The organism is Pseudomonas sp. (genome assembly GCF_048269965.1).
Lineage (GTDB): Bacteria > Pseudomonadota > Gammaproteobacteria > Pseudomonadales > Pseudomonadaceae > Aquipseudomonas.
Genome location: NZ_JBLWTV010000008.1, coordinates 119,960 through 142,553, shown reverse-complemented (window position 1 = coordinate 142,553; position 22,594 = coordinate 119,960). Strand labels below are relative to the sequence as shown.

Genomic DNA, 22,594 nt, shown 5'->3' with positions numbered 1-22,594 from the left:
AGCAGGCCGTTGGCGCGTCAGCAGGCTGCTGGTGGCCATCAACCCTGGCTGGTGCAAACGCTGGAGAGTTGTTCGTAGCCGAGAACTTCCACGTCACCCGCGCTGTTGCGGTAGGTCATCGTTGCCGTGACCACTTCGCACTGCGAGCTGTTGGGCACGTCGATGGAAATCACCTTGGCGATATCCAGGTTCTGGCCGTAGCGGTAGGGCGTGGCCTCGGCGCTGTGGGCGAGGCTGGTGAGCGACGCGCTGAGTGCGATGGCGGTCAGGGCAGTGGCGAACAGGGTGCGGGTTTTCATGGGGGTTCTCCTCTTGGGTGCCGCGCTCGGGCGTTGGCCGCGAGCGCTGGCTGCCAGCTGTCAGACGATGGTCAGGGTGACGTCGATGTTGCCGCGGGTGGCGTTGGAGTACGGGCAGACGATGTGCGCGCGATCCACCAGGGTTTGTGCGGCTTCTTGGGTCAGGCCGGGCAGGCTGATGCGCAGTTCCACTTCGATGCCGAAGCCGGTGGGGATGGCGCCGATGCCGACGCTGCCTTCGATGAAGGTGTCAGCCGGGATGCTCAGCTTGTCGCGGGCGGCGACGAATTTCAGGGCGCCGAGGAAGCAGGCGGAATAACCGGCGGCGAACAGTTGCTCCGGGTTGGTGCCGTTACCGCCGGCGCCGCCGAGTTCTTTCGGGGTGCTCAGGGCGATGTCGAGGATGCCGTCGGAGGAGACAGCGCGGCCTTCACGGCCACCAAAGGCTTCAGCGGTTGCGCGGTAGAGAACGTTTTCGATAGTCATGGCGTTGATCCTTGTCGGTGGGGTGGTGATGGATTGGCTTGCTAATCTTTTGTGCGCTAACCGTTTCCATGGAGCGAACTATATTGCGCAAAACATTAGCGCGCAAGATAAATGTGTGGAAGATTTGGTTATAGCCTTTTGTTTTTCAGGAATAAGTAGGCTCGGCAGGGGTTGCGGCCATGCTTTGCAGCAGATGCTGTAGGTGATTTGCCAGATTCAGAGCGAATCGAGGCTCAGGATGAGCCAGTGAGCGAGGTGTGAATAGACGATGGAGGCCGTTAAGCGCGGCGTGAACAGGGTTTCGCCTAGCAGGGGGATAGCGAGAGCAGGCGATGGCTGGCATCGCCTGGGTTCAGAGGGCGTCTTGCAGGTGGCTGCGCAGTTCGATCAGGTCGCCACGCAGCTTGCCCAGCTGTTCCATGTTCAACGCAGAAGCCTTGAGGATGCAGGCAGGCAATGCCTTGGCTTGTTCGTGCAGGGCGCGACCTTTGTCGGTCAGGTACAGCTGCACCACGCGCTCGTCCTGACTGCTGCGCTGTCGTTGCAGCAGGCCTTCGCTTTCCAGGCGCTTGAGTAGAGGCGTCAGTGAGCCGGGGTCGGTCAGCATGCGTGCGCTGATCTCACTGACGGTGATGCCCTCGTTTTCCCACAGTACCAGCATGGCCAGATATTGCGGATAGGTGAGACCGAGTGCCTGCAGCAGGGGCTTGTAGGTCTTGGTCATCATCAGCGAGGTGGAATAGAGGGCAAAGCACAGCTGGTTGTCCAGCATCAGCTCGGCGCAGGGTTCCACTTGGGAAGTCATGGCATTGGCCTGTGCAAAGGGGGTGGCAGTGGTACGGGGCAACCCGCACCACCGGTGACATCAGCCGCAGGATACGCGGGTGATCACTCGCTGATCGTCGACGTTGAGGTTAAGGCGTTGACCATTGTATTCCAAGGTCACCACGCTGTTTGGCGTAAGAATGCGAGCGGTGCTCGCTCCGGCTTGCTGGCGTGCCTGCTCGAGCAGTTCGGGGGTCGCGGTCTGGCCTTTGAAATGCTCCACAGCGGACGAGGTGCAACTGTCCGGGGCAGGGCCGTTCGGCGCGGCTGCGGGTGCCGGCTTCTCGGTGGTGCTGCTGCAACCGGCAGCGAGCAGGGTGGCGCCTAGGATGAGGCAGAGACGAGTGTTGAAATTCAATGCATGAGCTCCTTGGGTTATTGCGCGCCTTCCAGGCGCGTCAGACGTTCTTCGAGGGCGGCGATGCGCGCCTCGAGTTCGACCAGTCTATCTTCACTAGGTGCCGCAGCCTCCCCGCGAGCAGCAGGGCGGCTGGCCAGCAGGCTTTCCAGATCTGCAGATTCGCCCAGCAGATGCATGTAGCGGTCCTCGCGCTGACCACTCTGGCGCGGCAGCAGCAGCGCCAGACCTCGACCGATCAGACGCTCCAGCTGATGCTGGACCTCCGCGACATCGTCGAAATCGTGCATGCGATTGCTGCGCGTGAGCAGTTCATTGAGCGTCTGCGGGCCGCGCAACAGCAGCAGGCCGAGCAATACAGTCTGTGGCTTGACCAACTCCAGCTGCTTGTCGCAACGCTGTTCCCAGCGGTCGGCACGGCTGCCCATCACCAGGTGCACCAGCTTGCGACCTTCCAGGCTGCGCAAGTAGCGCCCGACTTCACCGGTTTCCAGGTTCATCAAGGGTTCGCGACTGGTTTTCTGGTTGCAGGCCAGTTGCACGGCATTGAGCGTCAGCGGATAGGTTTCCGGCGTGGTCAGCTGCTTTTCGATCAGGCAGCCGAGGATGCGCACTTCGGCGGCGTGCAGCGGGGTTTCACCAATCAGCGGGGAAGGCGTGTGCGACATGGATCGATCCTGGCAGAAAGAACCCGCATAGGTTAACGACATCCGCGCTCAGCTGACAGGTTTCAATCTGTGTTCGAGCATGTCCAGGCTGGCGCCGAGCACCTGCTGGCGCGATTGTTGGCTGGCCATCATGCGTGCCAGCAGCAGGCTGCCCAGGCATTGCGCGAGAATCGTCCAGGCCAGTTGCGGGTCGCCGATGATCTCGGCCCAGGTGCTCTGCAGTTGCAGGATCTGCTGCTCGGTACGCAGCCGGACGCGTTCATCGGCGCGGGCGATCTCCGCACCCAGGGTCGGCAGCACGCAGCCTTTGTCCGGCTGCTCGACATGCGCCAGGCTGAGGTAGGCCGTCAGGCAGCGTTGCAGCCTGTCGCGCCCGGTGTCACCCGGTTCGCCGCCAAGCCGGCTCAGGCTGTTGCGCAACTCGCGTTCGATCAGTTCGGCGAACAAGTCGTCCTTGCTCGGAAAGTGGCTGTAGAAAGCTGCGCCGGTCAGGCCGATGGTCTTCATCAGTGCATCGATACCGGTCACGGCAAAGCCTTGCTGCTTGGCAAGTGCGCCGCTGCTGGCAAGCAGACGCTCGCGGGTTTCGGCCTTGTGTTCGGCGCAATAACGCATGGGTAACACTCTTCTATGCTGGGTTGACCTGCCTCGGAGCATAACATAACGTTCGTTCAGCTAACGGTCGTTAGTCAATGGAGAAGGCCATGCACGAGAACAACAAGGTCGCGTTGATCATTGGTGCCGGTGATGCCACTGGCGGCGCCATCGCCCGGCGTTTTGCCCGTGAGGGGTACATCGCCTGCGTCACCCGCCGCAGCCTGGACAAGCTGCAACCGCTGCTGGCGGAAATCCGCGACGCAGGCGGTGAGGCGCACGGTTTCGCTTCCGATGCGCGGCGTGAGGAACAGGTAGCCGAACTGGTCGAGAGCATCGAACGTGACATCGGGCCGATCGAGGTGATGGTGTTCAATATCGGCGCCAACGTGCCTTGCAGCATCCTCGATGAAACCGCACGCAAATACTTCAAGATCTGGGAAATGGCCTGCTTCTCCGGCTTTCTCACCAGTCAGGCGGTGGCCAGGCGCATGGTCGCCCGTGGCCGTGGCACCATCCTGTTCACCGGCGCGACTGCGGGTCTGCGTGGCGCCGCCGGATTTGCCGCTTTCGCCGGGGCCAAGCACGGCATCCGGGCGCTGGCGCAGAGCATGGCGCGTGAGCTGGGGCCGTTGAATGTCCATGTCGCCCATGTGGTGGTCGATGGTGCCATCGATACCGCCTTTATCCGCGACAGCTTTCCCGAGCTCTACGCCAAGAAGAATCAGGATGGCATTCTCGATCCCGAGCACATTGCCGACAGCTACTGGTTTTTGCATGCACAGCCGCGTGATGCCTGGACCTTCGAGCTGGACCTGCGGCCGTGGATGGAGCGCTGGTAATCTGCGCTGAGCCCATGATCACAATAACGAGCGAGTGAAACTGATGAGCAAGACAGTGGAGTTCTTCTTCGACCTGGGCAGCCCGGCGTCCTACCTGGCTCATACTCAGCTGCCTGATCTGTGTCGCGACGCCGGTGCTGAACTGGTCTATCGACCGATGCTGCTCGGTGGCGTGTTCCAGGCTACCGGCAACGCCTCGCCGGCGATGATCCCGGCCAAGGGCCGTTACATGATTCGCGACCTGGCGCGCTTTGCCGAGCGTTACGGCGTGCCGATGCGCTTCAATCCGCATTTTCCGATCAATACTCTGACGCTGATGCGCCTGCTGGTGGCGGTGCAATCGCATCAGCCGGAGCGTTTCGACGATGCCTTGCAGGCGCTGTTCCGGGCGATCTGGGTCGACGGGGTGAACATGGGGGATCCGGCCAAGGTGACAGGTGTGCTGGTTGCCGCTGGTTTCGACGCGGCCGTTCTGCAGGCGCAGATCGCCGAACCGGCAGTGAAGGAGGCGCTCAAGGCGACTACCGAAGAGGCGGTCAAACGCGGCGTATTTGGCGCGCCGACCTGCTTTGTCGGCGGTGAGATGTTCTTCGGTCAGGATCGCCTGGACTTCGTTCGCGAAGCACTTCGCGGCTAGGTGCTTTTCGTCCAGGGCCTGATGCCTGGCACAATGGCCGGATCATTTTCCGGCCATTCGAGCAACCGATGAACCCCGAAGCGCTGAAACTCCTGGTGACCCGCCGCATGCCTTACGGCAAGTACAAGGATCGACTGATCGCCGATCTGCCGGGGCACTACCTCAACTGGTTCGCCCGCACGGGCTTTCCCAAGGGCGAGCTGGGCCAACTGCTCGCGCTGATGCAGGAGATCGATCACAACGGCCTCAAGCCGCTGCTCGATCCGTTGCGCGACCGTTCGTAGCCCGGAAGCAATCCGGGGACCATTTCCGATCTCTCCCGGATTCCATCCGGGCTACGACTCGTAGGGCGCGTCACGCGCACCGCCCCTGCACGTTGCCAAAGTAGCCAGTGCAGGCCATCGGTGCGCACGGCGCACCCTACGTCTGAGTTGGCCTCAATGCCAGCTGCGGCCGTGATCCAGCTTCTGGTCCACCAGCCATTTGCCATGGGCGATGGATGCGTGCTGGGCCTTGTTCAGGTCATCCATGAAGGCGTAATCCACCGGCAAGGTCTGGCGCTTGCTGGTGTTGCCGTCGGGATCGGTAATCTGGCAACCGCCAGCCCAGGGTGTCGGCAGGCCGGGGTGTTCCATGACGCTGGCGCGTATGGTGTGGTCGCGGTGGGTGCAGGTAAGCGCGCTCATGAGGCCACCTCGTGGATCAAGGCGCCGCTCTCGGTGTCGACGCTACACCGAGATTCCAGCTGGGAGCCGGTAGCGGCGCCGCGTGGATGAGTAATGCGTCTGCCTGCAAACCTTAGCGCAAATGCCGGCGAAGCGAATGTTGGCCGACAAACGTGCCGGTTTTTCTTGCGTCGTCGCAGGCGCTCGCCCTGATTACCGACGCTCAGGGCACAAGGGCATGCAACCAGCGTCGGTGCGTCCTAGGATATCTCGCGCACCCCGTCCGTGCCCCGCGCTTTGGGCGCGAAGCGGGCAGCCAGGCGCATCGACAGAGTGACCAGGCGTTGGTGCAGCGCCGGCATGCTGCGTTGCATCCAGTCCAGGGCATGGGCATCGGCACCGATGAGGATGCGCCGTTTGTTGGCCAGTACGCCGTTCACGATGACCCTGGCTGCCTGTTCCGGCGTGGTGCGTAGCATCTGGTCGTTGAATTGCTGACGTGCCTGCTCGGCGGCCTGACCGGTGACCTTGGCCAGGCTGTCGTTCATCCGCGCGGTCTTGGCGATGTTGGTGCGGATGCCGCCGGGGTGCACGCAACTGGCGGAAACGCCGCAGGCGGCCATGTCCAGTTCCTGGCGCAGCGACTCGGTAAAGCCGCGCACGGCGAATTTGCTGGCGTTGTAGGCGCTCATGCCGGGCTGGGAGAACAGGCCGAAGACGCTGGATACATTGACCACATGGCCCTGGCCGGCCGCCTTGAGGTAGGGCAGGAAGGCCTTGGTGCCGTTGACCACACCCCAGAAGTTGATGCTCATGATCCATTCATAGTCGGCATAGGCGTTGCCCTCCACGGTGCCGCCCTGAGCCACGCCGGCATTGTTGAAGATGGCGTTGACCCGGCCGAATTCGCTGACGATCTGCTCGGCCCAGGCTTCGACGGCGAAGCGATCAGCAACGTCGACCCGCTGCTGGCTGACGGTGACGCCGAGCTTGCGTGCCTGTTCGGCGGTTTCCTGGAGGCCCTCGACATTGACGTCGGACAGCGCCAGGTGGCAGCCCTGGCGCGCCAGGTGACAGGCGAGGGCGCGGCCGATACCGGAGCCGGCGCCGGTGATGGCGGCAACCTTGTTCTCGAAGGATTTCATGCGCTGACCTCCTGCGCGTCGAGGCGGATGGCACTGCTCTGCGCTGGGTGAGCGGCGTGCTGGCGACTGAAGTGATAGGCATGCGGATCGAAGTGGCGGGTCAGCATGCGAAAGCGCCAGGTGAAGCCTGGCCACACCGTGCAGTTGCGCCCGCTGACCGGATGCAGGTACCAGCTCATGCAGCCGCCGGCGTTCCATACGGTGCTGCCGAGAGTCTTCTGGATCTTCTTGTTGAAGGCGTCCTGCGCCTCGCGCTTGGGCTCCAGGCTCTGCAGCCGCCCCTCTTCGAGCTGCCTGAGGGCGCCGAGCACATAGGTGATCTGCGACTCGATCATGTAGACCATGGAGTTATGGCCCAGGCCGGTGTTCGGGCCCATGAGGAAGAACAGGTTGGGGAAGCCGGCAGTCATGGTGCCCTTGTAGGCTTGCGGGCCCTCGGGCCAGGTGTCGAGCAGGTCGACACCGCCACGGCCGAACACCGTGCCGCGCGGCAGCGGGTCGCTCGGGGTGAAGCCGGTGCCGAAGATGATGGCATCGACGTCGCGCTCCTGGCCGTCGACGCTGCGCACGCCGCTGGGCAGGATTTCGGCGATACCGTCGGTGATCACCTCGACATTGGCCTGAGTCAGCGCCGGGTAGTAATCGTTGGAGATCAGCACGCGCTTGCAGCCCATGGTGTAGTCCGGGGTGACCTTGGCGCGCAGCAGCGGGTCCTTGATCTGCTTCTTGATATACAGCTTGGCGATACCCTGGGCCATGCGCAGCAGGCGCGGGGCGAAGGCGAAGGCGATCACCCGGCTTTCGAGAATGCCGTACAGCGCGCCGCGCCAGAGCTTCTGCGCCAGCGGGAAGCGCTTGAAGCGCATGCGCTCGCCATCGCGGATGGCACGATCGGGCTTGGGCAGGATCCACGGCGCGGTGCGCTGGTAAAGATCGAGCCGCGCGACCTGCTGCTGGATCTGCGGCACGAACTGGATGGCCGATGCGCCAGTGCCGATTACCGCCACGCGCTTGCCGGTCAGGTCATAGTCGTGGTTCCACTGTTGCGAGTGGAAGATCTCGCCCGTGAAATGCTCCAGACCCTTGAGCTTGGGAATCGAGGGTGTCGACAGCGCGCCCATGCCGGAAACCACGAACTGTGCGCTGTACCGATTACCGGCGCGATCCTGCAGGTGCCATCGCTCGGCATGCTCGTCCCAGCGCATCTGTACCACGTCGGTGCCCAGCAGGGTCTTGTCCTGCAGGCGGTACTTCTTCCAGCAAGCTTCCAGATACGCCTTGATTTCCGGCTGCCTGGCGAACATTCGCGTCCAGTTCGGGTTGGGCTCGAAGGAGAAGGAATACAGATGCGATTGCACGTCGCAGCCGCAGCCCGGGTAGTTGTTGACGCGCCAGGTGCCGCCGACACCGGCTTCTTTCTCGAACAGCAGGAAGTCCCGCTCGCCCTGTTGCTTGAGGCGAATGGCCATGCCGAGGCCGGAGAAGCCGCTGCCGAGGATGGCGATCTTGCACTGGCGCACAGCGCCAGGGGGTGACACGGGCGCATTCATGAGCGAACTCCTGCTTGTCGTTCCTGTTGGTGTCTACATCTGTACGCCAGAAGGCTTCAGTTGCTGAAACCGAGGCGCTCGCGCCAGCGGTTTTCCAGCGTGTCGGTGTCGTGATCCCTGGGGTGAAAGCCTGGGCGGTAGTAGTCCAGATACGGACCGATCAACCTGGTGAAGAAGCCATTACGCGGGCCGAACAGCTTCTTCAGGCCGAAGCCCCAACTGCGCCAGTTGAACAGTTGGCCGTCCTTGCGCAGCAGGTGAATCTGGAACCAGCCGATCACGCCGAGGAACATCAGGGTGGTCAGCATCATCACCAGCGTACGGGTGAAGTAGCCGCCGTGGACCTCCTGGTAGACGTCGTAGCACACGGCCTTGTGCTCGTTTTCCTCGATGGCGTGCCACATCCACAGTTGATAGAGCTTAGGGTCGTTCATCTGGGTGGTGAGGTCCTCACGCTTGAGCAACTGCTCGGCCATGGTCGCGGTGAAGTGCTCCAGGGCGCAGGTCGCTGCCAGGCGTTGCTTCTTGGTGCTGAAGCGGGTCGTCCATTCGAGCAATGCCTTGATGCGCAGCTCGAGGCGCTGCAGATCGATATCGTGCTCGTTGGCGTAGTCGTTGTAGGCCGCATGTTCCTTGGAGTGCATGGCCTCCTGACCGATGAAGGCGCTGATGTCCTTTTTCAGCTGCGGCTCGCTGACCTGGTCGCGTACGGCGCGCACGCTGTCGACGAAGAACTTCTCACCGTAGGGGAACAGCGACGACAGGTTGTTCATGAAATGGCTCATGAATGGGTCGTCGTAGAACCAGTATTTCGCAGTCTCGCTGAAACGGAAGTCCATGCGACGCACCGGAAAGCTGGATTTTGGCTGGGGTAGGGGAGTACTGGCGTTCATCGTTCGAGTCCTCTTCTGGGGCGTTGGTGCTTCCGATGGTTGTGCGGCTCCGGCTGGCAGCACTCGGGGTCGAAGGTGGTCAATCTCGACAGACCAACGCTGTCATTGAACGATGTAACTATCGGGCGTGCGGGTGCCGAGCGCCGCCAACTTAAGGCGGGTCTGATAGGCAGATATCAGGGGAGAGGGCACGCAACCCGCCGCGCCAGAGGCGGCGGATTGCGCTGACGGCGGGGCTTAGGGCGCGTTACGGCGCAGCTCGGCCACTTCGCTGCGCAGTGCGCGCAGCTCGTCGAGAATGGCCTGTGCGCGAGCGGCTGCGGCCTGCTGTTCGGCATCTGGCTCGTGGGTGCTCTGCATCGCGTTGACGATAACGGCGATGAACAGGTTGAGCATCATGAATGTCGCGACGAGGATATAGGGTACGAAGAACAGCCAGGCCAGCGGATGTTCTTCCATCACCGGGCGCACGATGCCCATCGACCAGCTCTCCAGGGTCATCACCTGGAACAGGGTGTACAGGCTGGCGCCGATGTTACCGAACCATTCTGGGAAGCTTTCACCGAATAGCTGGGTGGCCATCACTGCGGCGACGTAGAACACCAACCCCATCAGCATGACGATGCTGCCCATGCCAGGCAGGGAAGCGAGCAGCGCCTGCACCACCTTGCGCATGCTCGGATTGATCGACACCAGTCGCAGTACCCGCAGCACGCGCAAGGCACGCAGAACGGCGAAGGGGCCGCTGGCCGGTACCAGGGCGATGCCGACCACCAGGCAATCGAATACGGCCCAGGGATCGCGCAGCAGGCCGATGCCGCGCGCGACGAAGCGCAGCGCCAGCTCGATGACGAAGCAGGCGAGGATGAAGGTATCGAGTATCAGCAGTGGTGCGCCCCAGTCGGCCATGATCGACGGTGAGGTCTGCAAGCCGAGAATGACGGCATTGACGATGATCAGCAGTGTGATCAGGCGTTGTACGGACGTGCCGTCCATGACAGCGCCCAGGCGCTGGCGCCAATCGCTGGATGGATTCAGTTCGAGTTCGTGCATGGGAGTCTGGTCAAGGTAATCGGTGATGCCGGGCATTGCCCGGCTGAATCAACAACCCACTTGCGGGTTGGCAGGTGCTTCGGCTCAATGATCGTCGAGCGCGAAGGCCGTCAGCGTGAAGGTGGGGATGCCGGCGTCCTGCAGCTTCTGTGAGCCGCCCAGCTCAGGCAGGTCGATGATCGCGGCGGCCTCGAAGACCGTTGCGCGCATGCGCCTTATCAGGTTGGCAGCCGCGATCAGGGTGCCGCCGGTGGCGATCAGGTCATCGAAGATCAGTACCGAGTCGCCTTCGCAGAGGCTGTCGCTGTGCACTTCGAGAAAGGCTTCGCCGTATTCGGTCTGGTAGCCCTCACTGAGCACGTCAGCCGGCAGTTTGCCCTGCTTGCGAAACAGCACCAGGGGCTTGTTGAGTTCGTAGGCGATGATCGAGCCGATCAGGAAGCCGCGAGCATCCATGGCGCCGATATGGCTGAACTCGGCTTCCACGTAACGCTGGATGAAACTGTCGGCGACCATGCGCAGGGCGCGCGGCGACTGGAACAGTGGCGTGATGTCGCGAAAGATGACGCCCGGCTTGGGGAAGTCCGGTACCGGGCGGATCAGGGTCTTGATGCTGAATTCGTCAAAGATCATCGTGGGGTCCTAATGCGTTGAGCCCGCGAAAATCGTGCGAACTCAAACGTCGAGAGTGCCGCCGGCCAGCGCACACAGCTCGATCGGGTCGAGAATGTGTACTTCCTTGCCTTCGGCTTCGAGCAGCTTGTTCTGTTGGAAGCGGGTAAATACGCGAGACACCGTCTCTACCGCAAGGCCCAAATAGTTACCAATTTCGTTGCGCGACATGGCCAGGCGGAACTGGTTGGCCGAGAAGCCGCGTGCGCGGAAGCGGGCGGAGAGATTGACCAGGAAGGTGGCGATGCGTTCGTCGGCGGTTTTCTTCGACAGCAACAGCATCATCTGCTGATCGTCGCGGATTTCACGGCTCATGATACGCATCAGCTGGCGGCGCAGCTGTGGTAGCTGCAGGGCCAGGTCGTCGAGGCGTTCGAAGGGAATTTCGCAAACCGAAGTGGTTTCCAGCGCCTGTGCGGAAACCGGATAGCGCTCGCCGTCGACGCCAGACAAGCCGACCAGCTCGCTGGGCAGATGGAAGCCGGTGATCTGCTCCTCACCGCCATCGCTCAGGCTGAAGGTCTTCAGCGCACCGGAGCGTACGGCGAACACGGAACCGAAGGTATCACCCTGGCGGAACAGGAATTCGCCCTTCTTCAGCGGGCGGCCGCGTTTGACGATGTCGTCGAGCGCGTCCATGTCTTCCATGTTCAACGAAATGGGCAGGCACAAGGCAGCCAGGCTGCAATCCTTGCAATGGGCTTGATGCTGCTTGTGCAGCTTGATGCTCTCGGACATCGTCGGGCTTCCCAGATATACACGCAATGTTCGTAAGGGTACCGCAGGGCTTGGGTGGCGGCCAGTCATATAAGGGCTGACCGAGCGCTCAAGTTTAGCCTCGGGGTGCCGATTCAGACTGTAGAACCATAGTCCAACGCAGGGAGCAGCGCGATGCGCATACCATCCAGTGGGCCGCTGAGTAATCTTGCCCAGGGCGTTCAGCGACAATTTACCGCAGTGGAGCGGACCCCCGAGGAGGTGCGCGAGGGGCTCCGTGTGAGTCTGTCCGAGTTAGGCAAGAGCATGTCGGCCAAGTCCGACAAGAACGAGGACATCGATAACAGCGATCTGCCCAAGGCGATCAAGGACCTGCTCAAGATGATCCGCGAGTTGCGTGCGCAGATCGTCGAGAAGCAGGCGCAGATCGAGGCGATCATGAGCGATCAGAGCCTCGATGCGCAAACCAGGCGCCAGCAGCTTGAAGGGCTGCAGACCGAGCTGGCGTCGCTCAACAGCGCATTGACTGCGGCCAATGCCAACTTGATCAAGCTGATGCGCGAGAACGGCCTGTCGAATGAGCAGATGCAGACCGCCGCCACGTTGGCGATGGGTTGATCCGGCAGCCAGTGACGGAGTCCGTCACTGGCGCCGGCTGCTCACGTTCAGATCACCCGAGAGAAACGCTGGCGTACCTGATCGTTGAGATAGCGGTCGAACAGCATGCACAGCGAACGCACCAGCAGACGCCCGGCCGGGCGCACCTGAATCCCCTCTGCACCCAGCTCGATCAAACCGTCGCGGTCGAGTTGCTGAAGTTCAGGCCAAAGTGCCGCGAAGTAGTCGCGGAACACCACGGCATGGGCCTGTTCGATGTCAGCGAAACGCAGCTCGAAGTGGCAGATCAACTGCTGGATGACGGCTCGGCGCAGACGGTCGTCGGCATTGCAGTGCAAGCCGCGGCGCGTCGCCAGCTGGCCGTTGCCCAGGGTCTGCTGATAGTTGGCGATATCGCTGTCGTTCTGGCTGTACAGATCGCCGATCTGGCTGATGGCAGAAACACCCAGGCCGATCAGATCGCAGTGACCGTGGGTGGTATAGCCCTGGAAGTTACGCTGCAACGTGCCTTCTTCCTGGGCGATGGCCAATTCGTCGTCGGGCAGGGCGAAGTGGTCCATGCCGATATAGCGATACCCGGCGCGGGTCAGTTGCTCGATGCTGCTCTGCAGCATGGCCAGCTTGTCTGCCGGGCTCGGCAGGTCGTCGGAACTGATGCGACGTTGCGGCATGAAGCGTTCCGGCAGGTGCGCATAGTTGAACAGCGACAGGCGATCCGGTTGCAGGGCGATGACCTCGGCCACGGTTCGGGCGAAGCGCTCCGGCGTCTGTTTGGGCAGGCCATAGATCAGGTCGATGTTCACCGAGCGGAACTGCAGGGTGCGCGCTGCCTCGATGATGGCGCGGGTTTCTTCCAGGGTCTGCAGGCGGTTGACCGCGCGCTGCACTTCAGGATCGAGATCCTGTACGCCGATGCTGACGCGATTGAAGCCCAGTTCACGCAGCAGGCCCATGGTCGACCAGTCGGCCTCGCGTGGGTCGATCTCGATGCTGTAATCGCCGGAGTCGTCATCCAGCAGATTGAAGTGCTGGCGCAGGTGCTGCATCAGCCGACGCAGTTCGTCGTGACTGAGGAAGGTCGGCGTGCCGCCGCCGAGATGCAGCTGTTCGATTGGCTGGTTGCGATCGATGTGGCGGCTGATGATCTCGATTTCCCGCTCGAGCTTTTCCAGGTAGGGCAGGGCACGGCCGCGGTCTTTGGTGATGACCTTGTTGCAGGCGCAGTAGTAGCAGATGTGCGCGCAGAACGGCACGTGCACGTAGAGTGACAGCGGGCGCTGTGCCTTGCGGCTGTCGCGCAGGGCATGCAGCAGATCGAATGGGCCGATATCGTCGTGAAACTGTACGGCGGTCGGGTAAGAGGTATAGCGCGGGCCGGCGAGATCGTAGCGGCGGATCAGGTCGGCATCCCACTGGATGGCGTCGAGCATGGGAAATAATCCTGGACAGGCTTTGTGGCCAGTCTAGGGATGCGCCTGGGTGGCGGCCTTGACCTGAATCAAAGGCGCGTTGAGCACCGCAGGTGTTGTTGCTACAAGCCCGGATGCAATCCGGGGATTGTTGGGCGTCTTGCTCCCGGATTGCATCCGGGCTGTGCCTGCTTTTGCTTGCCGCTTGAGGCTTGCTGCTTGTAGCCGCTCTAGTGTCCCATCAGCCAGTGCTGGTGGGGGCCGGGCAGCGTCCAGATGCCGAACAGAATGACCAGCAGGCCGCCAGCCAAGCGCACGCCGCGCTTGCGCAGCAGGGTGGTGATGCGCTCGGCGGCCAGCCCGGTGGCCAGCAGCACCGGCCATGTGCCCAGGCCAAACGCCAGCATCAGCAGGGCGCTGTTGATTGCATTACCCTGGCTGGAAGCCCATAGCAGGGTGCTGTAGACCAGCCCGCACGGCAGCCAGCCCCATAACCCCCCCAGAACCAGGGCGCGTGGCAGGCTGCTGACCGGCATGAAGCGCCGTGTCAGCGGCTGGATATGCCGCCACAGGCCGCGGCCCAGCGCTTCGATGCGTGTCAGCCCGCTCCACCAGCCGGCCAGATAAAGACCCATGGCAATCAGCAGCAAGGCAGCCAGCGTACGCATCGCCACCTCGGCTTTGCTGCCTGCTATGGCCCAGCCGGCCAGGCCCAGGAGCAAGCCTGCCAGGCTGTAGCTGAGAATGCGCCCGAGGTTGTAAGCCAGCAGCAGTTGCAGACGCCGGCCGCGTTGCTCGGGCGGAATCGCCAGAGTCAGCGCGCCCATCAGGCCGCCGCACATGCCCAGGCAATGGCCGCCGCCGAGCAGGCCGAGAATCAGTGCAGACACCAGCAGTGGTGCCAGCTCAAGCATCAGGTTTGTCCTGCTTGTTGTGTTCTTCGGCCTGCTCGACGCCAGCCTTGTGCAGCGGATCTTCGTCGTCGAACAGAATGCTGTGCGCCGGGCCGTCGAGGTCGTCGTACTGACCGCTGTCCACCGCCCAGAAGAACAGCCAGATGGCGAAGCCGACCAGGCCGATGGCAACGGGGATCAGGATGTAGAGGGCGGACATGCGGTCTCCATGGTGGCATCTGAGTAGGAGCGAGCTCTGCCCGAGAAGCGCTTCTTCGCGAGCAGAGCTCGCTCCTAGGTGTTCGGGGTGCTGCTCAGGCGCAGTGCATTGAGTACCACCAGCAGCGAGCTCAGGGACATGCCCACCGCTGCCCAGATCGGCGTGATCCAGCCCAGAGCGGCGAAGGGCAGTACCAGGCCATTGTACAGCGTCGCCCAGGCCAGGTTCTCGATGATGATGCGGCGCGTGCGCTTGGCCAGTTTCAGGCCATCGACCAGGCTGCTCAGACGGTTCGACAGCAACACGGCGTCGGCGCTGGTTTTCGCCAGGTCGGACGCCGAACCCATGGCCACGCTGATATCGGCAGCGGCCAGTACCGGTACGTCGTTGACGCCATCGCCGAGCATCAGCACGCGACGCCCTTCGCCGTGCAACTGCTTGAGCACCGCCAGCTTGGCATCCGGGGTCAGGCCACCCCGTGCATCCTCGATGCCCAGCTGGCGCGCGACTTCGCCCACCATCGGCGAGCTGTCACCGGACAGCAGATGGATATGCCAGCCGCGGGCGCGGGCGGCAGCGATCAGGGCGGGGGCGTCTTCGCGCAGGCGATCATCGAGGACGAACCAGGCCAGTGGGCCCTGTTCGTCGCCCAGCAGCAGCCACTGGCCATGCTCGCTGGCAATGGGCGGCACGGCCTGGCCGCTCAGGGCGCAGACGAAACTGGCCTCGCCAATGCGCAGCAGGCGGTCATCGACCACGCCTTGCAGGCCTTGTCCCGGATGACTAGCGACGGATTGCGCGGCGCGAGGTGCCTGGCTGAACGCGCGAGCGATGGGGTGTTCCGAGCGGTTCTCCAGCGCGGCAGCCAGGGCCAGGCAACTGCCTTCGTCCAGATCGCGCAGCGGATGGATGGCCTTGAGCGTCAGGCGGCCTTCGGTCAGCGTGCCGGTCTTGTCCAGCACCAGGGTGTCGATCTGGTTGAGCCCTTCGAGCACATGGCCGCGCGTCAGCAGCATGCCCAGCTTGTGCAGGGTGCCGGTGGCGGTGGTCAGGGCGGTCGGGGTGGCCAGGGCCAGGGCGCAGGGGCAGGTGGCCACGAGCAGGGCGAGCACGACCCAGAAGGCGCGGCCGGAGTCGATCTGCCACCAGACGAAGCCGACCACGGCGGCTGCCACCAGGATGAACAGCAGAAACCATTGCGAAACGCGGTCGGCGATTTCTGCCAGGCGCGGTTTCTCGCTCTGCGCTCGGTCCAGCAGGCGCACGATGGCGGACAGGCGAGTGGCATCGCCGAGTGCCTGCACTTCGACGGTCAGCGGACCTTCGACATTCAGGGTGCCGGCGGTGACGCTGTCACCGATGCCGCGTGGCAGTGGCAGGTACTCGCCGGTGAGCAGCGATTCGTCGACGCTGGATTGGCCGGCGAGGATGCGACCGTCGGCGGGAATCAGCGAGCCTGGCTGCACCAGCACCTGCTCACCTTCTCGTAATTCGCTGAGCAGGATGCGCTGGCTCTGGCCGTCTGCGTCCAGGCGCAGGCAGGAGGCCGGCAGCAGCTTGACCAGTTGCGCGGTAGCAGCGGCCGTGCGTTCTCGCGCACGGCGCTCCAGGTAGCGGCCGGCGAGCAGGAACAGCGCGAACATGCCGACGGCGTCGAAATACAGCTCGCCCTGGCCGGTGATGGTCGACCAGATACCGGCGACGTAGGCTCCCCCGATGGCCAGCGAGACCGAAACGTCCATGGTCAGGTGGCGGGTACGCAGGTCGCGCAGGGCGCCGCGGAAGAACTGCCCGCAGCAATAGAAGACGATGGGCGTGGTGAGGAACAGGCTGGTCCAGCGCAGGATCTTGTCCAGCTCTGGTGACAAGTCGATGTTGAATTCCGGCCAGGTGGCCATGGTCGCCATCATCACCTGCATCCACAGCAGTCCGGCCACACCCAGCTCGCGCATGCGCCGGCGGTTTTCCGCGGCCATGCGCTCGGCGGCCTCGTCGGCGCGCCAGGGGTGGGCGGCGTAACCGATGCGGCGCAGTTCGGCAAGCAGCTTGCTCAGGGCGATCTGGCTGTCCTGCCAGCGTACCTGCAGGCGGTGGTTGGACAGGTTCAGGTGCGCTTCGGCCACGCCTGGCACGCCGCGCAGGTGCTTCTCGATCAGCCAGCCGCAGGCGGCGCAGCTGATGCCTTCGATCAGCAACTGGGTTTCGCTCAGTTCGCCCTCGTGCTGGACGAAGGGCTGCTGCACATCGCTGCGGTCATACAGCGCCAGTTCGTCCGGCAGGGCGGCGGGCAGTGCCTGTGGGTTGGCCGCGTTCTCGCTGCGATGGCTGTAGTAATGCTCCAGTCCACCGGCGACGATGGCTTCGGCCACGGCCTGGCAGCCGGGGCAGCACATTTCACGGGTCTGGCCGAGCACGTCGGCGCGGAACTGGCTGCCGGCGGGAACCGGCAGGCCACAGTGATAGCAGGGAATAGGGGCGGGCATTGGCTGGGTCAGTAGGAGGGGTTGTCACCGATCATGATGGTCTGGCCGCTGGCGATGTTCTCTTCCTCGAACAGACGCCAGTTCTGGCTACCTTCCTGGCCGAGCAGCTCGACGAAGCGACGACCGCTGACCTCGTCGACCATCTGTCCACGGTACTGCCCGTCAGCCGCCGGTTGCAGGATCACGCGGCGGTCGCGTTCCGGCTGGGTCGGCGAGATCAGGTTGAGCACGATCTGCTGCGGCTTGCTGTTGCCCTCCAGCGACAGGGTGGCGACGCCAGTGGTGTTGTCCAGCACCAGCTCGCCATGCAGTTGCAGGCGCTCGGCCAATTTTTCGCGCTCCAGCGACTGGTTGATGCCCTTGCCGACATCGTAGTAGTCGTCGGAGATCAGCCCTGGCGGGTTCTTGGTGGCGATGGTGAGCAGGGTCAGGCCCTGCACCACCGAGTAGCCCAGCAGGAACAGGATGAACCAGGGCCAGAACTGCTTGTACCAGGGTTTGACTGGCGATGGGGTTTGCTCGGTCATGCGTTTTCCGTTGTCAGCGGACGCTTGGGCCAATGAAGCGGCTGTCGGCGTCGTTCTTGATACTGGGGTCATCCGCGGATTGTACGTGGAAGACGATATTGTTGGCGCTCGACGGCAGCTTCTCCGGTGCGATGGACAGCTCGACCGGGAAGGAATACACCTCGCCAGCCAGGGCCCGCACTTCGCGCTTGCCTTCGTAGACCAGGCCGTCGAGGCCGTCGGCGCTGATCACATAGGTCATGTCGCGCTGCGCCTTGTTCATGATCTTCAGGGTATAGACGTTCTCGATATGGCCGCGCTCGTTCTCACGGAACAGCACACGGTCCTTGAGCACATCCAGTTCCACCAGCGGGCGATTGGCCACGGCCCAGGCGAACAGGCCGATCATGGCGACCAGCGCGACAGCGTACCCGATCAGGCGCGGACGCAGCAGGTGGGTCTTGCGCCCGGACAGGTTGTGTTCAGTGGTGTAGCTGATCAGCCCCTTGGGGTAGTTCATCTTGTCCATGATGTCGTCGCAGGCGTCGATGCAGGCGGCGCAGCCAATGCACTCGATCTGCAGGCCATCGCGAATGTCGATGCCGGTGGGACAGACCTGTACGCACATCTTGCAATCGATGCAGTCGCCGAGGCCCTGGGCCTTGTAGTCGGCGTCCTTCTTGCGCGGGCCGCGTGATTCGCCACGACGCGGGTCGTAGGAGACGATCAGGGTGTCCTGGTCGAACATCACGCTCTGGAAGCGTGCGTAGGGACACATGTAGATGCACACCTGCTCGCGCAGGTAACCGGCGTTGCCGTAGGTGGCGAGGGTGAAGAAACCGATCCAGAAATAGGCCCAGCCGCTGGCTTCACCGGTGAAGATCTCGATGACCAGTTCGCGAATCGGCGTGAAGTAGCCGACGAAGGTGATCGCGGTCAGTAGCGATACGCCCATCCAGATGCCGTGCTTGGCCGCCTTGCGTCCCAGTTTCTTGCCGCTCAGGGGTTGCTTGTCCAGCTTCATGCGCTGGTTGCGGTCACCTTCGGTGACTTTTTCCGCCCACATGAATACCCAGGTGAACACGCTCTGCGGACAGGTGTAACCGCACCAGACGCGACCGGCGAACACGGTGATGAAGAACAGGCCGAAGGCGCAGATGATCAGCAGCCAGGACAGCAGCATGAAGTCCTGTGGCCAGTAGCTGGCGCCGAAGATGTGGAATTTGCGCTCAGGCAGATTCCACCACACGGCCTGGCGGCCGTTCCAACTCAGCCAGACGGTGCCGAAGAACAGCAGGAACAGCAGGGCCCCGCCAGCCAGTCGCAGATTGCGAAACAGGCCAGTGAACGCGCGGGTGTAGATCTTCTCGCGGCTGGCGTAGAGGTCGACGCTGGCGTTCTGGGCAGAAGGAGGGGTGACGTCCTGGACGGGAATCTGTTCGCTCATCAATGCATACCAAAGCGGTTGGTTGGTAGCCCGGGCCGATACGTGCCGGTCAGGGTCAATTCACGGTAGCTGTATGGTACGCCTGAAAGACAACGCCCGGGTGCGACCAGCGGTCGCGACCCGGGCGTTCATTGACCCTTGTCAAAGGAGTCGTCTGTGCTTACTGCTCTTGTGCCTTGTGCGACAGGCTGTACACGTAGGCAGCCAGCAGGTGCACCTTGTCATTGCCGAGGAATTCTTCCTGGGCTGGCATGTTGCCGTGGCGACCGTAGCGGATGGTCTGCTGCAGTTGTGCGTAGCTGCTGCCATAGATGAACGCTGCCGGATTGGTCAGGTTCGGCGCGCCCATGGCTGCGGTACCCTTGCCGTCTGCGCCATGGCAGGCGAAGCAGGTACCGGCGAAGACCTTCTGGCCTGCTTCGATATCGGCTTCCACGCCTTCCGGCAGTTCGCGGCCAGCCAGTTCGGTGAGGACGTAGGCGGCGACGTTGCGTACGCCATCTTCGCCGATCATCGGGCCTTGAGCCGGCATCGCACCCTGGCGACCCTTTAGAAGGGTGGTCTTGATGGTTTCCGGTTCGCCGCCCCAGCGCCATTCGTTGTCGGTCAGGTTGGGGAAGCCGTAGCTGCCCTTGGCGTCGGAACCGTGGCACACGGAGCAGTTGGAGGCGAACAGGCGGCCACCCATTTTCAGGGCTTGCGCGTCCTTGGCCACTTCCTCGATCGGCATGGCAGCGTACTTGGCGAACAGCGGGCCGTATTGCTCATCGGCGCGCGCCATTTCCTTTTCCCACTGGTGTACACCGGTCCAGCCGGCGTGACGCATGGAGCCGTCAGCGATCTGCACGCCAGAGGCGAAAGGCGTTTCCTTTTCGCTGTCGACGTAGTCGTAGCCAGGCAGCAGGCCCTTGAAGTTACCCAGGCCTGGGTACAGGGCCAGGTAGCCGAGGGCGAAGATGATGGTGGCGACGAACAGCATGAACCACCACTTCGGCAGCGGGTTGTCATACTCCTCGATGCCGTCGAAGCTGTGGCCGACGGTTTCTTCGGTGGTTTCCTGGCGCTGGCCCTTGCGGGTGCCGAAGATCAGCCAGGTCAGGGCGAAGATGGTGCCCAGAGACAGAATGGTTACGTACCAACTCCAGAACGTGGTCATTGGTTATTGCTCCTGGAAGAGTCTTGATCGCGCTTGGACTCGGGCTTGGACTCGTCGGCGAAGGGCAGGTTGGCTGCTTCGTCGAAGCTCGATTTGCGCTTGCTGCTGTAGGCCCAGAGCACCACGCCGATGAAGGCGATGAAGACCACCGCCGTGCCGATGCCGCGAATCATCCCGATGTCCATAGCGTCTTACCGTTTGTTCTTGATGGAAGTGCCGAGAACCTGCAGGTACGCGATCAGCGCGTCCATCTCGGTATTGCCTTTCACGGCATCGCGAGCACCGGCGATATCTTCGTCGGTGTAGGGGATGCCGAAGCCACGCATGACTTCCATCTTCTTGGCGGTGTCGTGACCGTCGAGCTTGTTCTCCACCAGCCAGGGGTAGGCGGGCATTTTCGACTCGGGCACGACGTTGCGCGGGTTGTACAGGTGGGCGCGATGCCACTCGTCCGAGTAGCGGCCGCCGACGCGAGCCAGGTCCGGACCGGTACGCTTGGAGCCCCACAGGAAGGGGTGGTCCCAGACGCTTTCGCCGGCCACGGAGTAGTGGCCGTAACGCTCGGTTTCGGCACGGAACGGACGGATCATCTGCGAGTGGCAACCGACGCAACCTTCACGGATGTAGATATCGCGACCTTCCAGCTGCATCGCGGTGTAGGGCTTGAGGCCTTCCACCGGCTCATTGGTGACGTCCTGGAAGAACAGCGGGACGATCTGGGTCAGGCCACCGATGCTGACGGCAATCACCATCAGCAGCGCCATCAGGCCGATATTCTTCTCGATGATTTCGTGTTTCATCAGTGAGCTACTCCGGCGGGAATCTGCGCAGCCGCTTCGTATTCAGCCGGCTTGGCGGCACGCACGGTGCGGAAGGTGTTGTAGGCCATCAGCAGCATGCCTGTGACGAAGAAGGCGCCACCGATCATGCGTACGACATAGCCTGCATGGCTGGCTTCCAGTGCTTCGACGAAGGAGTAGGTGAGGGTGCCGTCTTCGTTGACTGCGCGCCACATCAGGCCCTGAGTGATGCCGTTGACCCACATCGAGGCGATGTACAGCACGGTACCGATGGTAGCCAGCCAGAAGTGGGTATTGATCAGGGCGATGCTGTGCATCTGCTCGCGACCGAAGACTTTCGGGATCAGGTGATACAGCGAGCCGATGGAGATCATCGCTACCCAGCCGAGAGCGCCAGCGTGCACGTGGCCGATGGTCCAGTCGGTGTAGTGGGACAGGGCGTTGACGGTCTTGATGGCCATCATCGGGCCTTCGAAGGTGCTCATGCCGTAGAACGCCAGGGAGACCACCAGGAAGCGCAGGATCGGGTCGGTGCGCAGCTTATGCCAGGCGCCGGACAGGCTCATCATGCCGTTGATCATGCCGCCCCAGCTCGGTGCCAGCAGGATGACCGACATGGCCATGCCCAGAGACTGTGCCCAGTCCGGCAGCGCGGTGTAGTGCAGGTGGTGCGGACCGGCCCAGATGTACAGGGTGATCAGTGCCCAGAAGTGCACGATGGACAGGCGATAGGAGTAGATCGGACGCTCGGCCTGCTTGGGTACGAAGTAGTACATCATGCCCAGGAAGCCGGTGGTCAGGAAGAAGCCCACGGCGTTGTGGCCGTACCACCACTGGATCATCGCGTCGGTCGCGCCGGCATAGGCCGAGTACGACTTGAACAGGCTCACCGGCATGGCGGCGCTGTTGACGATGTGCAGCATCGCGGTCACGAGGATGAACGCACCGAAGAACCAGTTGCCCACATAGATGTGCTTGGTCTTGCGCTTGACGATGGTGCCGAAGAACACCAGCAGGTAGGTGATCCAGACAATGCCCAGAAGGATGTCGATCGGCCACTCGAGCTCGGCGTATTCCTTGGTGCTGGTGTAGCCCATCGGCAGGGTGATCACCGCCAGAACGATGACCGCTTGCCAGCCCCAGAAGGTGAAGGCAGCCAGGCCGTCGGAGATCAGGCGCGTCTGACAGGTGCGCTGGACCACGTAATACGAGGTCGCAAACAGTGCGCATCCGCCAAAGGCGAAGATCACCGCGTTGGTGTGCAGTGGGCGCAGACGGCCGAAGCTGGTCCACGGCAGGTTTAGGTTGAGTTCCGGCCACACGAGTTGTGCGGCGATGAACACGCCTAGACCCATGCCAATGACCCCCCAGATCACCGTCATAATGGCGAACTGGCGGACCACCTTATAGTTATAAGCAGTCTGACTGATTGCTGTGCTCATGCTAGGGGTTCCACGGTTAATGGAGTTTTATGGGGCAAAAATCGGCGGCAAGTATGTAGAAAGCAGGTAGCCATTGCAACGTAACGTGCCGACGCGAATAGGGTTTCAGGGCCTTCCGCGAGCCGTTCACAACGGCCTCGGAAATGGCTCTGGCAGCTTTTTGCGCAACCAGTTTGCGCAGCGCTAAGAAAGGATCGCCTTAGAGTTGTGGCAAAT

At 62.6% G+C, this 22,594-nt stretch carries 27 protein-coding genes; 4 read left to right on the top strand and 23 right to left on the bottom strand.

The features are described 5' to 3' along the window. Positions 1–38 precede the first annotated feature (38 nt). The 6 genes from ACN0X6_RS11835 to ACN0X6_RS11810 form a co-directional block, all read right to left on the bottom strand. The gene (locus ACN0X6_RS11835) at positions 39–299 is read right to left on the bottom strand and encodes a DUF2790 domain-containing protein (protein WP_417704122.1); all 261 of its coding nucleotides are present in this window, start codon (positions 297–299) and stop codon (positions 39–41) included. A gap of 60 nt (positions 300–359) precedes the next feature. Further along, positions 360–785: an organic hydroperoxide resistance protein gene (locus tag ACN0X6_RS11830; protein WP_417704121.1), complete on the bottom strand. Its 426-nt coding sequence runs from the start codon at positions 783–785 to the stop codon at positions 360–362. A gap of 352 nt (positions 786–1,137) precedes the next feature. Continuing rightward, positions 1,138–1,590 carry a MarR family winged helix-turn-helix transcriptional regulator gene (locus ACN0X6_RS11825; RefSeq protein ID WP_160018292.1) on the bottom strand — a complete coding sequence of 151 codons (453 nt, stop codon included), beginning with the start codon at positions 1,588–1,590 and terminating at the stop codon, positions 1,138–1,140. A gap of 60 nt (positions 1,591–1,650) precedes the next feature. Further along, positions 1,651–1,968, bottom strand: a complete 318-nt coding sequence (locus ACN0X6_RS11820; protein ID WP_417704120.1) for an I78 family peptidase inhibitor — start codon at positions 1,966–1,968, stop codon at positions 1,651–1,653. A 17-nt stretch (positions 1,969–1,985) separates the two neighbouring features. Then, on the bottom strand, positions 1,986–2,636 hold the full coding sequence (locus tag ACN0X6_RS11815) for a YceH family protein (protein ID WP_417704119.1): 651 nt from the start codon (positions 2,634–2,636) through the stop codon (positions 1,986–1,988). A 48-nt stretch (positions 2,637–2,684) separates the two neighbouring features. Then, on the bottom strand, positions 2,685–3,251 hold the full coding sequence (locus tag ACN0X6_RS11810; protein ID WP_417704117.1) for a TetR/AcrR family transcriptional regulator: 567 nt from the start codon (positions 3,249–3,251) through the stop codon (positions 2,685–2,687). Between the two features lie 89 nt (positions 3,252–3,340). On the opposite strand from ACN0X6_RS11810, the gene ACN0X6_RS11805 reads away from it, so the two are divergent. The 3 genes from ACN0X6_RS11805 (at position 3,341) to ACN0X6_RS11795 (ending at position 4,993) form a co-directional block, all read left to right on the top strand. Beyond that, positions 3,341–4,072 carry an SDR family oxidoreductase gene (locus ACN0X6_RS11805; protein WP_417704116.1) on the top strand — a complete coding sequence of 244 codons (732 nt, stop codon included), beginning with the start codon at positions 3,341–3,343 and terminating at the stop codon, positions 4,070–4,072. Between the two features lie 43 nt (positions 4,073–4,115). Then, entirely contained in the window at positions 4,116–4,709 is a 594-nt protein-coding gene (locus ACN0X6_RS11800) for a 2-hydroxychromene-2-carboxylate isomerase (protein ID WP_417704114.1), read from the top strand. Positions 4,710–4,777: 68 nt separating this feature from the next. Further along, positions 4,778–4,993: a DUF3820 family protein gene (locus ACN0X6_RS11795; RefSeq protein ID WP_003243834.1), complete on the top strand. Its 216-nt coding sequence runs from the start codon at positions 4,778–4,780 to the stop codon at positions 4,991–4,993. Between the two features lie 153 nt (positions 4,994–5,146). Here ACN0X6_RS11795 and ACN0X6_RS11790 read toward each other — a convergent pair whose 3' ends face one another. The 7 genes from ACN0X6_RS11790 to fnr form a co-directional block, all read right to left on the bottom strand. Beyond that, entirely contained in the window at positions 5,147–5,395 is a 249-nt protein-coding gene (locus ACN0X6_RS11790; protein WP_417704112.1) for a hypothetical protein, read from the bottom strand. A gap of 239 nt (positions 5,396–5,634) precedes the next feature. Then, a complete protein-coding gene (locus ACN0X6_RS11785; protein WP_417704111.1) occupies positions 5,635–6,519 on the bottom strand; it encodes an SDR family NAD(P)-dependent oxidoreductase in 885 nt (294 codons plus the stop codon). Further along, a complete protein-coding gene (locus ACN0X6_RS11780) occupies positions 6,516–8,069 on the bottom strand; it encodes a flavin-containing monooxygenase (protein WP_417704109.1) in 1,554 nt (517 codons plus the stop codon). The genes ACN0X6_RS11785 and ACN0X6_RS11780 overlap by 4 nt, the downstream gene beginning before the upstream one ends. 56 nt (positions 8,070–8,125) lie before the next feature. After that, positions 8,126–8,962: a metal-dependent hydrolase gene (locus ACN0X6_RS11775; protein ID WP_417704107.1), complete on the bottom strand. Its 837-nt coding sequence runs from the start codon at positions 8,960–8,962 to the stop codon at positions 8,126–8,128. A gap of 237 nt (positions 8,963–9,199) precedes the next feature. After that, complete coding sequence (locus tag ACN0X6_RS11770; protein ID WP_417704105.1) at positions 9,200–10,015, bottom strand: ion transporter; 816 nt, start codon at positions 10,013–10,015, stop codon at positions 9,200–9,202. A gap of 84 nt (positions 10,016–10,099) precedes the next feature. After that, the gene (locus ACN0X6_RS11765; RefSeq protein ID WP_417704103.1) at positions 10,100–10,648 is read right to left on the bottom strand and encodes an adenine phosphoribosyltransferase; all 549 of its coding nucleotides are present in this window, start codon (positions 10,646–10,648) and stop codon (positions 10,100–10,102) included. 42 nt (positions 10,649–10,690) lie between these two features. Next, entirely contained in the window at positions 10,691–11,425 is a 735-nt protein-coding gene (gene fnr, locus ACN0X6_RS11760) for a fumarate/nitrate reduction transcriptional regulator Fnr (RefSeq protein WP_417704101.1), read from the bottom strand. A 153-nt stretch (positions 11,426–11,578) separates the two neighbouring features. Between fnr and ACN0X6_RS11755 the strand changes: the two genes are divergently transcribed. Beyond that, complete coding sequence (locus tag ACN0X6_RS11755; RefSeq protein ID WP_417704099.1) at positions 11,579–12,022, top strand: hypothetical protein; 444 nt, start codon at positions 11,579–11,581, stop codon at positions 12,020–12,022. Between the two features lie 47 nt (positions 12,023–12,069). Here ACN0X6_RS11755 and hemN read toward each other — a convergent pair whose 3' ends face one another. The 10 genes from hemN to ccoN form a co-directional block, all read right to left on the bottom strand. After that, entirely contained in the window at positions 12,070–13,452 is a 1,383-nt protein-coding gene (gene hemN / locus ACN0X6_RS11750) for an oxygen-independent coproporphyrinogen III oxidase (protein ID WP_417704097.1), read from the bottom strand. A 209-nt stretch (positions 13,453–13,661) separates the two neighbouring features. Then, a complete protein-coding gene (locus tag ACN0X6_RS11745) occupies positions 13,662–14,345 on the bottom strand; it encodes a sulfite exporter TauE/SafE family protein (RefSeq protein ID WP_417704095.1) in 684 nt (227 codons plus the stop codon). Beyond that, on the bottom strand, positions 14,338–14,544 hold the full coding sequence (gene ccoS / locus ACN0X6_RS11740; RefSeq protein ID WP_160018275.1) for a cbb3-type cytochrome oxidase assembly protein CcoS: 207 nt from the start codon (positions 14,542–14,544) through the stop codon (positions 14,338–14,340). Before ccoS ends, ACN0X6_RS11745 begins: the two co-directional genes overlap by 8 nt. Positions 14,545–14,618: 74 nt before the next feature. After that, positions 14,619–17,027: a heavy metal translocating P-type ATPase gene (locus ACN0X6_RS11735; RefSeq protein ID WP_417704093.1), complete on the bottom strand. Its 2,409-nt coding sequence runs from the start codon at positions 17,025–17,027 to the stop codon at positions 14,619–14,621. A gap of 8 nt (positions 17,028–17,035) precedes the next feature. Beyond that, entirely contained in the window at positions 17,036–17,554 is a 519-nt protein-coding gene (locus ACN0X6_RS11730) for a FixH family protein (protein ID WP_417704092.1), read from the bottom strand. Between the two features lie 13 nt (positions 17,555–17,567). Beyond that, positions 17,568–18,980 (bottom strand): cytochrome c oxidase accessory protein CcoG, encoded by a 1,413-nt coding sequence (gene ccoG, locus ACN0X6_RS11725; RefSeq protein ID WP_417704090.1) that lies wholly within the window; start codon positions 18,978–18,980, stop codon positions 17,568–17,570. Between the two features lie 160 nt (positions 18,981–19,140). Beyond that, the gene (ccoP, locus tag ACN0X6_RS11720) at positions 19,141–20,136 is read right to left on the bottom strand and encodes a cytochrome-c oxidase, cbb3-type subunit III (RefSeq protein WP_417704088.1); all 996 of its coding nucleotides are present in this window, start codon (positions 20,134–20,136) and stop codon (positions 19,141–19,143) included. Beyond that, entirely contained in the window at positions 20,133–20,321 is a 189-nt protein-coding gene (locus ACN0X6_RS11715; protein ID WP_417704086.1) for a cbb3-type cytochrome oxidase subunit 3, read from the bottom strand. The genes ccoP and ACN0X6_RS11715 overlap by 4 nt, the downstream gene beginning before the upstream one ends. Positions 20,322–20,327: 6 nt before the next feature. Further along, the gene (gene ccoO / locus ACN0X6_RS11710) at positions 20,328–20,936 is read right to left on the bottom strand and encodes a cytochrome-c oxidase, cbb3-type subunit II (RefSeq protein ID WP_160018263.1); all 609 of its coding nucleotides are present in this window, start codon (positions 20,934–20,936) and stop codon (positions 20,328–20,330) included. Next, positions 20,936–22,378, bottom strand: coding sequence for a cytochrome-c oxidase, cbb3-type subunit I (gene ccoN, locus ACN0X6_RS11705; protein ID WP_417704085.1), 1,443 nt, complete (start codon positions 22,376–22,378; stop codon positions 20,936–20,938). The genes ccoO and ccoN overlap by 1 nt, the downstream gene beginning before the upstream one ends. Positions 22,379–22,594 lie beyond the last annotated feature (216 nt).